Origin of the sequence: Lunatimonas lonarensis, assembly GCF_000390185.1 — a bacterium.
Classification (GTDB): Bacteria; Bacteroidota; Bacteroidia; order Cytophagales; family Cyclobacteriaceae; genus Lunatimonas; species Lunatimonas lonarensis.
Genome location: NZ_AQHR01000022.1, coordinates 16400 through 28986, shown reverse-complemented (window position 1 = coordinate 28986; position 12587 = coordinate 16400). Strand labels below are relative to the sequence as shown.

Annotated in this window: 12 protein-coding genes; 8 read left to right on the top strand and 4 right to left on the bottom strand. The window is 48.7% G+C overall.

The genetic code is table 11. The annotated features are described in order from the left end of the window. Positions 1 to 20 precede the first annotated feature (20 nt). From ADIS_RS02815 to fabG, 4 genes are all read right to left on the bottom strand, one after another. The gene (locus tag ADIS_RS02815) at positions 21 to 419 is read right to left on the bottom strand and encodes a hypothetical protein (protein WP_010852782.1); all 399 of its coding nucleotides are present in this window, start codon (positions 417 to 419) and stop codon (positions 21 to 23) included. A 3-nt stretch (positions 420 to 422) separates the two neighbouring features. Next, positions 423 to 1862 (bottom strand): RagB/SusD family nutrient uptake outer membrane protein, encoded by a 1440-nt coding sequence (locus ADIS_RS02810; RefSeq protein WP_010852781.1) that lies wholly within the window; start codon positions 1860 to 1862, stop codon positions 423 to 425. A gap of 19 nt (positions 1863 to 1881) precedes the next feature. After that, on the bottom strand, positions 1882 to 4989 hold the full coding sequence (locus tag ADIS_RS02805; RefSeq protein WP_010852780.1) for a SusC/RagA family TonB-linked outer membrane protein: 3108 nt from the start codon (positions 4987 to 4989) through the stop codon (positions 1882 to 1884). A 504-nt stretch (positions 4990 to 5493) separates the two neighbouring features. Further along, positions 5494 to 6240: a 3-oxoacyl-[acyl-carrier-protein] reductase gene (gene fabG / locus ADIS_RS02800; protein WP_010852779.1), complete on the bottom strand. Its 747-nt coding sequence runs from the start codon at positions 6238 to 6240 to the stop codon at positions 5494 to 5496. Between the two features lie 218 nt (positions 6241 to 6458). Here fabG and lpdA point away from each other — a divergent pair, with 218 nt between their 5' ends. The 8 genes from lpdA (at position 6459) to ADIS_RS02760 (ending at position 12517) form a co-directional block, all read left to right on the top strand. Further along, on the top strand, positions 6459 to 7859 hold the full coding sequence (gene lpdA / locus ADIS_RS02795; protein ID WP_010852778.1) for a dihydrolipoyl dehydrogenase: 1401 nt from the start codon (positions 6459 to 6461) through the stop codon (positions 7857 to 7859). 71 nt (positions 7860 to 7930) lie between these two features. Next, the gene (locus ADIS_RS02790) at positions 7931 to 8464 is read left to right on the top strand and encodes an RNA polymerase sigma factor (RefSeq protein WP_010852777.1); all 534 of its coding nucleotides are present in this window, start codon (positions 7931 to 7933) and stop codon (positions 8462 to 8464) included. After that, a complete protein-coding gene (locus ADIS_RS02785) occupies positions 8464 to 9291 on the top strand; it encodes an anti-sigma factor (RefSeq protein ID WP_010852776.1) in 828 nt (275 codons plus the stop codon). Before ADIS_RS02790 ends, ADIS_RS02785 begins: the two co-directional genes overlap by 1 nt. A gap of 120 nt (positions 9292 to 9411) precedes the next feature. Continuing rightward, positions 9412 to 9840, top strand: coding sequence for a DUF2721 domain-containing protein (locus ADIS_RS02780; protein WP_010852775.1), 429 nt, complete (start codon positions 9412 to 9414; stop codon positions 9838 to 9840). A gap of 28 nt (positions 9841 to 9868) precedes the next feature. Continuing rightward, the gene (locus ADIS_RS02775; RefSeq protein ID WP_010852774.1) at positions 9869 to 10888 is read left to right on the top strand and encodes a threonine aldolase family protein; all 1020 of its coding nucleotides are present in this window, start codon (positions 9869 to 9871) and stop codon (positions 10886 to 10888) included. Positions 10889 to 11065: 177 nt separating this feature from the next. Next, positions 11066 to 11542 (top strand): RNA polymerase sigma factor, encoded by a 477-nt coding sequence (locus tag ADIS_RS02770; protein WP_010852773.1) that lies wholly within the window; start codon positions 11066 to 11068, stop codon positions 11540 to 11542. A gap of 1 nt (position 11543) precedes the next feature. Then, on the top strand, positions 11544 to 11984 hold the full coding sequence (locus tag ADIS_RS02765) for a hypothetical protein (RefSeq protein WP_010852772.1): 441 nt from the start codon (positions 11544 to 11546) through the stop codon (positions 11982 to 11984). Beyond that, a complete protein-coding gene (locus ADIS_RS02760; RefSeq protein WP_010852771.1) occupies positions 11981 to 12517 on the top strand; it encodes a DUF4252 domain-containing protein in 537 nt (178 codons plus the stop codon). The genes ADIS_RS02765 and ADIS_RS02760 overlap by 4 nt, the downstream gene beginning before the upstream one ends. The last annotated feature ends 70 nt before the right edge of the window (positions 12518 to 12587 follow it).

The following is a 12587-nucleotide window of genomic DNA, read 5'->3' as shown; positions in this document are numbered from 1 at the left end:
GTCTGGGAAGGGAAATTTGTCTATGGTACTTTGGAAAAATACCGGATCTCGTACCTGGTTTGGTTTTTGCCGCTGAATAGGGGGGTGTTTTCTACCTTAAGCACCAAATTGGATTTTTCAAGTTTGATGATACGGTAGGTCTCTTCCGGTTTGCCTTGCCCATCTAGGTGGTGGATCTCTCTACCGTTGATGGAGATAGGGATTTTAATATAAGCATCTACCGCACGGACGATAAGCTCGTCAGTGGGTAGATACTCATAGATTTCTTCCTGGTACCATCCGGTGCTGCTATGGCTAAAGTTGTTGTAGTGATAGTGGACGGAGTCCAGTTTCCATTTTCCCACCAGGTACTCTTGGTTCGGGGCTTGGCAGCTTACGTTTATCCATACAACCAGCACTACAAACAACCATTTTTCCATAAATCAATAACCGGGGTTTTGAGTCAATACACCGTTGCTTAGATCGATCTCCCGTTGCGGAATGGCAAAGTAATAGTGCTTTGGACGAACAAAGGTGCGGCCGGGTTTCAGAGGACCAAGATCCTTTGCATACATTGCCACGATGTCTACGATGCCTGCTTTGTCCCATCGCATAAGATCTTGGTGGCGTTCGTTTTCCCCAGCCAATTCTACCCTGCGTTCTTTGATTAGGTCTTCCATGGTGGCATTGCTAAGAGGCGTTCTTCCAGCTCGCGCTCTGACCACATTGATCTCGGCATCACCGTTTTGTCCGGAACGAATCTTTGCCTCGGCGACCATGAGGTAGACATCGGCGGTTCTGAGAATGGGGTTGTGGTGGCCCTCATTCAGCCCGCCAGTCGGTCTCCAAGAGGAATATTTTCTAAAGTGAAAACCGGAGGCAGAAAGATTAGCGGTATACTCGGTCGGTCCACGGGTACCGCCCAGGTCAACGATGTCTCCTACCTTGTAGACGGTATAATCCAGCCTGGGGTCGTTTTCGTCAAAGGTGTCGACCAAGTCGTCGATTGGCTGATGAAAATCCCATCCTCCCCAAGGTCTTGGCGTGGTGTAGATCACGTGGTTGTTTCCCCTCCATCCGTCTAGTGCCTGTACGGCAAACAGCATTTCAGCATTCCGTTGCAGGTTGATTCGGAAGTTGTTGTCAAAGCTAGGTGCCAGACCATAGGGGCCATCCAGTACACGCTGGCCAAACTCGATTACCTTGGGAAAATCTTCCATGTAAAGGTAGAGCTTTGCCAAAAGGCCGTTGGCAGATCCTCGATGCGCCCTGCCAAACTCCTCCGCAGGGTGAGCAACGGGAAGCAATTGTGCCGCTTTCAGCAAATCAGACTCGATCTGCGCCCTGGTTTCGGTAAGGGAAGCACGAGGCTTGTTATAATTGTTGTTGATCACATCATCTTCAAGGATTAAAGGTATCCCTCCATAGATGACAGACAATCTCCAAAAGACAAAACCCCTTAGGAAATGGGCTTCACCCAGAACCCGATCCTTTAGGGTTTGGTCCATTTGTATTCTTGGAACGTTGAGCAGTACCGCGTTTGCTCTCGAAATCACCTCGTATTTTGGTCTCCATCCGTAGTTCAACTGTGGATTTCCCGGGTCGAAGGTAAACGATTCAATCGCTTGGTCTTCAGCGTGGTCGCCTGCCCGCCATTGGTCATCAGAGGGGATGTCAAAGGTGTGCTCGGCATGTCCATAGAAGTCATGGAGAATCAAGGGTTCGTACATGGCGTTGGAGGCGGCGATTGCATCATCCGCGTTTCGCCAAAACTGTGACGAGGTGGATTGACCATAGGGAATGGTATCCAAAATGCTATCATCACAGGCGAAGGCTACCCAAGTAACCAATATAGCTAGGGTATATTTTGACAGTTTTTTCATTTCTCGATTGATTCGGCGATTAGAAAGTAATGGTTGCTCCCAGTGTCCACGTCCTGGCCTGAGGATATTGGGCATAATCCACGTTCAGCTGCAGGTTGTTGTTGATGTAGCCCAACTCAGGATCCATTCCCGAATAATTGGTGAACAGCAAGAGGTTTTGTCCTGCCACATAAAACCTTGCCCTGCTTATGCCCGCCTTTTGGGTCAAAGCTGTCGGTAACGTGTATCCGAGCATTAGGTTTTTTAACCTCATGAAATCACCTCTTTCGATGAATAGATCGGATGTTCGGTGATTGAGGTTGTCCCGTCGGGTGGTCATTCGCGGAATGGTATTGCTTGTATTTGGGCCTGTCCATCGGTTTTCGGTTTCCGCATACATATTGAATGGATAGGTGGGATCAAGTCCCTGCATCCTATCGGCATTGAATATTTCCACGCCGGCATTTCCCAAGAAAAACAGGCTAAGGTCAAATTGCTTGTACCCAAATTCGGCATTTAATCCGTACACGACTTTTGGATGGGGGCTGCCCAGAATTTCTCTGTCTCGCTCGTCAACGATCCCATCCCCGTTAAGGTCTTTGAACCTTACATCTCCCGGTCGGATTAGACCATTGGTTCGTCGGGGGTCGTTGGCAATATTCGGATCATTTTGGATTTCTTCGTTTGTTTGGTACAATCCATCCGCTCTCCATCCAAAAAAAGTAGCCATCGGATGTCCTGCATAGGTACGGGAAATCTCCTGGCTGGACCTGCCATAAAGTTGGGATCCAATGAAATTTCCATCTACCAGTCTGGTGACCTCGTTGTCGATAAACGAGGCATTGCCGCTAATCGAGTAGGAGAAGTCCCCTCTTGACTGCCTGTACACCAGCTCTATCTCAAGACCTCGGTTTCGTAACTCGCCAAGGTTTTGGTTGGGAATTTGTGCAAGGCCGACCGTTCCAATGGTGGGAGGGGCAATCAACATATCCCTTGTGTCTTTGATAAAATAATTGATGTTGGCCAAAAGGCGGTTCTCAAGGAAGCCAATGTCCATACCAAAGTTGGTCATTACCGCAGATTCCCAGGTAATAAACTGGTTTGGTATCCGTGACTGGGCTGCACCTACGGTCTGATTGCCTCCGAACGAATAGCGTCTTCCCGAACTTATCAATGCCAGGTACTGTAAACCCGGAACGTTTTGGTTTCCGAGTTGGCCCCAGCCACCTGTCAGCTTCAGGTTACTGATGAAATTGATATTTCTGAAGAAATCCTCCTCAGATACCCTCCAGCCCAGTGAAAAGGCGGGGAAATACCCCCATCTTCTTTCCGGGGCAAACTTGGACGAACCGTCCCCCCGAAAGGTGAGCGTGGCGAGGTACTTGTCTCCGTAGTTATAGGTCGCCCTTCCAAACCAAGACGCCAACGCATCGTAGGACTTACCACCGCCGATGTTATTGAGGGTTTGGCCCACATCCAAAAAGCGCTGGTCAAACGATTCGTCCGGGAAGTCAAGCTTGCTGGCATTGAATCCCTCCGAATTAAACGTTTGGGTGGTATATCCCCCGACAAACCCAACCGTACTCTTATTGTTGATTTTTTTGTCGTAGGTCAGGAAGTACTCAGACAGGATAGAATAGAATTCGTTGTAGCTGCGGGAAAGGTTATTTCGGGTGTTGGCTCTGATTTGATCGGCTACGATGATGTTAAAGTTATAACCATCCGCTATCGCACCGTCTATTCCCACATTCGCCCTCAATTTTAATCCATCCAAAATCTGGTATTCCGCGGTTACGTTTCCAAGAATCTTGTGGGTCGTACTTCTGGAATCCATCGTTTCCTGGGTAAAAATAGGATTGTTGATGTCACCAAACTCACCCGAAATCTGTGAGGAACTGAAGGATCCATCTGCATTTCGGACAGGAAGGCCCGGATGGAAGCGGATGGCACTCCACAACACCCCGGTTTGGGCAGAAAGGGTGTTGGGGGTTACCTCATTGATGCTGATCAATTGCAGGCTTTGTCCTATTTTCAACCGGTCGTTTATCTTGTGATCCGAGTTCATACGGAAGCTGATTCTCCTAAACCCGGAATTTTGGATCATCCCTTTTTCCTCAAAGAAACCTCCCGACAACATAAAGGAAGAATTCCTGTTGCCGCCTACCAAGGAGATGTCCATGTTATTGATGGTTCCCTGGCCGAGGAGTTCCTGCTGCCAATTGGTTAGCTGGGTTTGATAGGCCGGGTTCTCCCAGATTGGATTGATGGGCAGTCCGTCATTTGTGAACCGTTCACGCTTTAGCATGGCCAAGGTCGGTGCATCCAACACGTCGATGGTCTTTATGGCGTTGGACACACCGGTGTATCCATTGACAGAGAACTGTAGCGGTTTCTCAAAATCCCCCCGTTTGGTTGTGACGAGAACCACGCCATTGGCGGCCCTGGTACCGTAGATTGCCGATGCGGACGCATCTTTTAGGATTTCGATGGACTCAATGTCGTTGGGATTGATATCGTTCAGGTTTCCCCCTGGCACACCGTCTACGATGACAAGCGGATCTGCATTATTAAGCGTGCCTGTACCCCGTATACGTATGGAGCCCTGATTTCCGGGAGCTCCTCCGTTTCTGACCACGTTTACGCCGGCGGCCCTACCCTGCAACAGCTGTGAGGATCCCGAAGCGGGTAGGTTCTGGATCGCGGCACCTTTTACAGACGACACCGCACCGGTGACATCCTTCTTTTCCTGAGTGCCGTATCCTACGATCAATACTTCAGAAAGGGAGGATTCATCCTGTTCCATTCGAATGGAAAAGATGGATTGCACGCCCACTGGTATCAACTGGGTTTTATACCCAATATAGGAGATTACGAGGGTGGCATTGTCGGGCACCGTCAATGAGAAGCGTCCGTCGATGTCAGAAACCGTACCGATAGAGGCCCCCTGTACGGTGATCGTTGCGCCGGGCAAAGGTTCGTCAAGCTCATTCGTGATGGTTCCTGAGATACCTCTGTCAAGGGCTAATTCATGGTCAGCCCCTTCTTTGTTTGATCCCCATGCACTCGCGGTGAAAGAGAAACAAACAATGAAAACCAATCCGTAAAGAATGCGGATAGATTTTCGAAATTCAAATGAAATTCCGTTCATGTGTTCTTTTGGTAGATGTTTTTTAGCATAAAGTCGATAGGATGAGCGTTAGTCAGGGTTTTTTCATCTCGAAAAAACCGTCTTGGAACCTATTTTTCACTGATTTGGCATAGGCATCTTGTATAGTGTTAGAGGGAAAAGATTTTTTTTCAAGTTTTCAAAGCCGGAGAATGCCATGACAAACCACTTTTCTTTGTAGTTAGAATCTGGGGTTGCTCCAAAACTAAATCGATGTATTCACTGACGAAGGAATTGGGTGTTGATTCTTCCTGATTCAATGAAACATTCGGTAATTTGAGAAAAATATATTTCAGTAGCAATATAAGGAAGTTGTCATTAATGAAAAATAATTTATTGTTAATATAAAATTGTTTAAACAATAATAATTGATTTATTTCAAGTAATATTTTTGTATTTATGCCAGAATATCTGTGTTCATTAAAAAAAGCTCCCTCACGACCGGTCGTGAGGGAGCTTTTTTGGAGAAAAGACGTAAGTCGACTCTTAGGTGGCCATGGCACCGTTTACCTGTAGCACCTGTCCCGAAATATAGCTGCTCATGTCTGAACCTAGGAATACACAGGCGTCTGCCACCTCCTCGGGTCTTCCGCCCCGCTTCATGGGAATGCCGTCCCTCCATCCCTGTACGGTCTTTTCGTCCAGTACGGCGGTCATTTCCGTTTCGATAAATCCGGGGGCTACAGCGTTGCAGCGGATATTGCGGGATCCCAGTTCCAGTGCCACCGATTTGGTAAATCCGATAATACCGGCCTTGGAGGCTGCGTAGTTTGCCTGCCCGGCATTGCCCTTTACCCCTACCACCGAGGTGATGTTGATGATGGAGCCCGTCTTGGCTTTCATCATGGTTCGGGTGGCGGCTTTTACGGTATTGAAGCAGGATTTTAGGTTGGTGTTGATTACCTCATCCCAGTTTTCTTCGCTCATGCGCATCAGCAGGTTGTCCCGCGTGATGCCGGCGTTGTTGATCAGTATGTCCAAGCGACCAAATTCGGCCACTACGTCATTGATAAGTTGATCAGCGGCGCTGAAATCGGAGGCATCTGAGCGGTATCCTTTGGCTTTGACTCCAAAGGCCTGAAGTTCCGATTCCAACGCCTGTCCTTTTTCTACGCTGGATAAATAAGTGAAAGCCACATCGGCACCTTCTTCAGCGAAGCGCAGGGCAATGGCCCTCCCTATTCCTTTGGAGGCTCCGGTGATCAGAGCCGTTTTTCCTTGAAGTAATCCCATATCAAAATTTTAGCTTGGTTTTTTGGCAAAAATAGGTAATTATTCTTAAAAACCTCGAAGTGGCGGATAGTTGCCGGCTGGTTGGATATTTAGGTATTGCATCGGATGCCTTGGGTTAAATATCGTTTATTCCAGCTTTCTTATTCAAAACCAAATTTTTTTCTGAATATTATTATTATAAATTTGCATAGCAAAAAAGTAATCCAAACATAAACAATATGTCTTCAACTAAATTTGATGTGATCGTAGTGGGCAGTGGTCCGGGCGGATACGTGGCGGCCATCCGGGCGTCGCAGCTCGGTCTGAAAACCGCGGTGGTGGAAGCGGAATCCCTCGGAGGAATCTGTCTCAACTGGGGCTGTATCCCCACCAAGGCGCTGATTAAGAGTGCTCAAGTATTTGAATATATCAATCACGCCGAAGAATACGGCATCAAGGTAGAGAACGCCGAAGTGAGCTTTTCGGATATGATTTCCCGAAGCCGCGGTGTCGCAGATGGCATGAGTAAGGGGATTCAGTTTCTCTTTAAAAAGAATAAAATCGAAAAGCTCATGGGCTGGGGAAAGGTACAGCCTGGCAAAAAGGTCGAAGTGGAGGATCAGGACGGAAAGAAAACCGTTTACAGTGCAGACCACATCATCATTGCGACAGGCGGTAGGGCGAGAGAGCTGCCCAACCTGAAAATCGACAACGAAAAAGTAGTAGGTTACCGAAAGGCCATGACGCTGGACAAGAAGCCTGCGAGCATGGTGGTGGTAGGATCCGGTGCCATCGGGGTAGAGTTTGCCTACGTGTACAGTTCGATTGGTGTGGAGGTGACGATCGTGGAGTTCATGGACCGCATCGTTCCCAATGAGGACGAAGAAGTATCCAAGACCCTAGAGAAACTCTATAAGAAAAAAGGGCTTAAAATCATGACTTCTACCGAAGTGACCAATGTGGACACAAAGGGCAAAGGCTGCAAGGTCACCGTGAAGTCCAAGGATGGCAAGGAAGAGCAAATTGAATGCGATATCGTTCTTTCTGCCGTAGGAGTGGCGTCCAACGTGGAGAATTGTGGGCTGGAAGATGTGGGAATCCTGGTAGATAAAGGAAAAATAAAGGTAGATGAGTATTACCGCACCAATATGCCCGGATATTATGCGATCGGTGACGTGGTTCCCGGACCGGCGTTGGCCCATGTAGCCTCTGCGGAGGGAATCATTTGCGTGGAAAAAATTGCCGGACAACATCCCGAGCCCCTGGATTATGGCAATATCCCGGGCTGCACCTACTGTATCCCGGAGATTTCATCTGTGGGTCTGACGGAGGCTAAGGCCAAAGAAGCCGGATACGACATCAAAGTAGGTAAATTCCCCTTTTCAGCCTCTGGAAAAGCTTCTGCGGCGGGAGCCAAGGACGGTTTTGTTAAATTGATCTTTGATGCCAAGTATGGAGAACTGTTAGGTGCTCACATGATAGGGGCCAACGTGACGGAAATGATCGCTGAGATCGTTGCCATCCGTAAGCTGGAAACTACCGGACATGAGCTGATCAAGACGGTACATCCTCACCCTACCATGTCGGAAGCCATCATGGAGGCGGCTGCCGCAGCCTATGACGAGGTGATCCACTTGTAAAGTGAAAAATCTTTTCTATATTTACAGCACAGGCTACATTCCATAGCCTGTGTTTTTTTTACCCTAACCGATTGGAAGAACAGGAGATCATAGCAGGGCTGAAAGCCAGAAACCGAAAGACGGTAGAGTACTTGTATGCCAAGTATTCGAAAGCGTTGTTTGCGGTGATCACACGGATAATCTCCGATAGAGACCTCGCGGAAGAGGTTTTTCACGATGCGTTTATAAAGATTACGGGTAAGATTGATAGCTATGACGAAAGTAAAGGAAGGTTGTATACCTGGATGGCAAATATTTGTCGGAATGCAGCTATTGATAAAACCCGTTCCAAAGAGTTTTCTGAGAAGCACAAAACCAACACCATTGATGACTTCGTATATGGTTTGGAGAGCCAGTCTGGTACCGTGGAGGCGGTGGATGGTATTGGTGTGCGGGAGCTGATGGGCTCGCTGAACGACGAATATAGGTTTATAGTAGACTGCGTTTATTTCAAGGGGTACACCCACACAGAAATCTCGGAGGAATTCAACATACCCCTAGGTACAGTGAAATCCAGGATCCGTGCGGCTATTAATGTGTTGAAAAAGAAAGTGGACAGAATCTAGTGGATGTACAGGCCTACATATCGTCAGGAAAATTAGAGCTCTTTTTGCTCGGGGAACTCTCTGAAAAGGAGCGGGAGGAAGTGCTGTCTATGGCCAAGCAATACCCTGAGGTGCAGGAGGAACTTGATCAGCTCGAACAGACCATGTTTGAGTTTGATCTGCTTTCCGGTCATCAACCACCTTCAAATGAGATCAAGGACAGGATATTTCAGACGCTGGACGAGCAATTTTTTTCGGATCAAGAATCAGAGACCGGAGAAACAGCGGTTCCAACTGAGACACCGGTCAGACCGCTAAACCCCTGGAAACAATATGCCGCAGCTGCATCGTTGATCGCGGTACTGGCCTTTGCGGTGGCCCTGTTCTACGCCTTTCGGTATTTCGACGCAGAGCAAAAGTACGACACCTTGGTAGCCCAGCAGTCCCAATTAGCAGAGGATCTGCGGTCCAATCAGGTTCGGTTGGAGTCATTGGATCAGCAGATGGACCAATTGCTGTCCGGTAATTTTGAGCGCATTTTTATGCGTGGTGAGGGCCTTCCCATGCAGGAAAATGCACGTGTGGACGTATTTTGGGACAAAGGCAGCCAAGCAGTATTTGTCTCTGTAAACAACCTGGCAGCCATAGGGCCGGACAGCGACTACCAGCTTTGGGCGATCGGTTCAGATGGGCCTGTCGGTATAGGATTGGTAAACGCAGGAGAAAAGCTTTCCCTCCAGCAAATGCAGGCAACCGCCGAAGCCGGAGCATTCGCCATCACCATCGAGCCTAAGGGCGGAAGCCCAAGTCCTACGCTGGAAAAGCTGGTGGTCTTAGGGGAAGTTTAGCGTATTCACTCCAATGGACTGCTTTTATCGGCCCTGTGCAATAAATTATCCGCAGCCGGAAGCCGACCTTTTCAGCTAAAGTTGTGCGCGTTTGTTTGCTTATCTTATTACTTTTAATCCATGGAACTCCAATTATCTACGCCGGCCCTGTTGTTTTCTGCCATTACGCTGCTCATGCTGGCATACACCAACCGGTTTTTGGCGATGGCAAATTTAATTAGGGGTCTGCATAAGCAGTATTTGAAAGCACCGGATGAGAAAGTCATCATTGAACAGATCAAAAACCTAAAAAAGAGGGTGAATATGATCAAAAACATGCAGATTTTTGGTGTATTGAGTTTTTTGCTTTGCGTAGCCTGCATGTTTTTGCTCTACCAGGAAATCAACCAAGCGGCAAACATCACCTTTATGGGCAGCATGCTAAGCCTATTGGTATCCTTGGCTATCAGCCTGTCCGAGATTCATATCTCCACCAATGCGCTCAACCTTGAACTCTCCGATATGGTGGATGTGCTAAGTAAAAAGGCCGATAAATCATCCCGATTTTGATAAGAAGTAGGAACATGCTAACAATGTTATGGTAATAGACTTACGAAGTGATACGCTGACCCAGCCTACACTGGGAATGCGGGAGGCGATGATGCAGGCTCCTTTGGGTGACGATGTGTTTGGGGAAGACCCTACTGTGAAGCGGCTGGAAGATCGCCTGGCCCAGCTGTTTGGAAAAGAGGCCGGTCTGTTTTGCCCCTCGGGCACAATGACCAACCAAATCGCCATCCGCCTCCATACGCGTCCCCAGACGGAGGTTATCTGTCATAAAAATTCGCATATCTACCTCTATGAGGGAGGGGGTATCATGGCCAATTCCCATGCGTCTGTTCGGCTGTTGGACGGGGACTATGGGAAAATCGATGCGCAGTCGGTAGCAGACGCCATCAATCCGGACGATGACCATGCGCCGGAGTCTGTGCTGGTTTCACTGGAAAACACCATGAATAAGGGTGGCGGGAGTGTGTATACGTTGGACGAGGTACGGCCTATCCGAAAGCTATGCCGCGATAAGGGGCTAAAGCTTCACTTGGATGGCGCCAGGATTTTTAATGCGCTCACGGTAACAGGGGATCAACCCGAGGCTTGGGGGGAGCAGTTCGATACGGTTTCCGTGTGTTTGAGCAAGGGGCTCGGCTGCCCGATTGGCTCGGTGCTTTTGGGTACCAAAGAGGCCATCAAACAGGGACGTAAGATCCGAAAGGCCTTGGGGGGAGGCATGCGTCAGGCTGGGATATTGGCTGCGGCCGGGCTGTACGCACTCGATCACCATGTTTCCCGCCTCGCGGACGACCATCGTCGCGCGCTGATTCTCTCGGACGCAATGGTGGATCATCCGTTTTTCGAGGAAGTAATGCCGGTTAAGACCAATATCGTCATAGCACGCCTAAGGGGGATGAAGCCGGAGGAGCTGGTAGCTCGCTTGGCTGAGTCGCAGATCAAGGCTGTGAAGTTTGGTAAGGACCTGGTTCGGTTTGTTACCCACTTGGACTTCACAGACGACATGTTGGAGCAGTTTACCCGACGGCTAGGGAGCATGCGGGGCTGAGCATCCGGCTAGCTTTGGCAATAGGTCAAAGGCTGTATAGGTCAACGGTGCCCCCGTCTTGGGAACCTACGCCTTAGCACGCGAAGGCTTCCTACATCATGGCAGCAGATTTTACTTTTTTTGGGAATTTTTTTCGTTTCCTGTAACATTTCGCCAACCTGATCCTCATCCTCGTAAATGAACTCATTTTTCGAAAACCAGATCTGGCCACTCCGCAATAGGCTTTACCGACTCGCTTACCTTTGGGTAAAAGACCGGGCCTTGGCACAGGATATCTTGCAGACGGTTTTCGAAAAAGCGTTGAACAAAGAGGATATTCTAAAACAGGTTCAGAACCCGGCCGGGTGGATGGTTCGCACCCTCAAGAACGAATCGCTCCATCAAGTAAAGATTCAGCGGCGGACTTCCGGATTGGAGGGGCTTGAGATGTTCGAGGAACCTTCGGAAGAAGATTCTCCTGACCACCGTACCCAGTGGGTAATGCGCTTTGTCAGGTCATTGCCGGAAAAGCAAAGGGAGATTTTCCACCTACGGGAAATAGAGGGATTGACCTATTCTGAGATAGCCGACTATTTGGAGGTCTCGGTTGAGCAGGTGAAGGTGAACCTGCACCGCGCCAGAAAGGCACTTCGGGAATACCTAAAAGAGAAATGACATGGATGATAGGCTGAAGTATTTAGTCGAAAAGTACTGGGGGGGAGATACTTCCTTAGAGGAGGAAGGGGAGTTGAAGCGGCTCTTGGGCATGACAGACCAATACCCTGAGCTGCGCGATTTCCTCGCCGGAGCTGACCAGCTTGCCAAGCTCGAGACAGCGATGGAACAGCCAAAGCGCAGAGGAAAAGGTTTTTCATGGATCGTATTCATGCGCGTTGCAGCGGTCTTTCTGGGAGGGGTTTTACTGCTTGCATACTGGTACACTGTAGAGAAGCAGCGGCAGCAGGAAGCAGCCTACCTTCAGGTGGTGGAGGCTTTTCAGTTGATCCAATTTAACATGGCAAAGGGTACTGCCGAGCTGGAATTGATGGCGGATTTTCGCCATTTGAATACCGCCGGGCAATTGTTCAATATTACGGAAACGGGAGAAGAAAAATGAAAAAGTTACTGGCACTTCTAGGATGTTTTATGGTGCTGACCTATGTGCAGGCACAGGATGATGCGATTGAGCGGTTCTTTGGGAAGTACATGGAAGACGACCGGTTTTCGCGGGTCTTTATTAGTCCCAAAATGATGCAGATGGCAGGCGGTTTTTTGAAATCCGGAGCAACTGCAAGCGATCCCGAAGCAAAGGATTTGGGAGAGCTTATCTCCAAGGTCCGGGGCATTCGGATTCTAAGTGGAGAAAACGTGGAGGGGCAGAAGCTCTTTACCGAAGCCATGAATACCCTCAGCAAAAACCGCTACGAGGACTTGATGGACGTGGCGGATAAAACCTCCAGCACCAAGTTTATGATCCGGGAAGAAAACGGTTTGGTAAAGGAGCTATTGATGCTGACCGGAAGCAAGGAAAGCTTTACCCTGCTAAGCATGTTGGGGAGTTTTACTTACAAGGACCTGAATATGCTGGCCGAAAAAACCAATATGCCGGGCATGGACCAGTACGGAAAAGGGAAGAACCCCAAGAAATAAACCAAAGAAAATTATCGTCGCCTGAGCGACGGTACCAATGCCTACAAGCTGTTGACCTTTAAAAAAAACC

Coding starts and splice junctions, on each gene's coding strand:
- ADIS_RS02815 (WP_010852782.1), bottom strand. CDS start 419: ATGGAAAAATGGTTGTTTGTAGTGCTGGTTGTATGGATAAACGTAAGC.
- ADIS_RS02810 (WP_010852781.1), bottom strand. CDS start 1,862: ATGAAAAAACTGTCAAAATATACCCTAGCTATATTGGTTACTTGGGTA.
- ADIS_RS02805 (WP_010852780.1), bottom strand. CDS start 4,989: ATGAACGGAATTTCATTTGAATTTCGAAAATCTATCCGCATTCTTTAC.
- fabG (WP_010852779.1), bottom strand. CDS start 6,240: ATGGGATTACTTCAAGGAAAAACGGCTCTGATCACCGGAGCCTCCAAA.
- lpdA (WP_010852778.1), top strand. CDS start 6,459: ATGTCTTCAACTAAATTTGATGTGATCGTAGTGGGCAGTGGTCCGGGC.
- ADIS_RS02780 (WP_010852775.1), top strand. CDS start 9,412: ATGGAACTCCAATTATCTACGCCGGCCCTGTTGTTTTCTGCCATTACG.
- ADIS_RS02775 (WP_010852774.1), top strand. CDS start 9,869: ATGGTAATAGACTTACGAAGTGATACGCTGACCCAGCCTACACTGGGA.
- ADIS_RS02770 (WP_010852773.1), top strand. CDS start 11,066: ATGAACTCATTTTTCGAAAACCAGATCTGGCCACTCCGCAATAGGCTT.
- ADIS_RS02765 (WP_010852772.1), top strand. CDS start 11,544: ATGGATGATAGGCTGAAGTATTTAGTCGAAAAGTACTGGGGGGGAGAT.
- ADIS_RS02760 (WP_010852771.1), top strand. CDS start 11,981: ATGAAAAAGTTACTGGCACTTCTAGGATGTTTTATGGTGCTGACCTAT.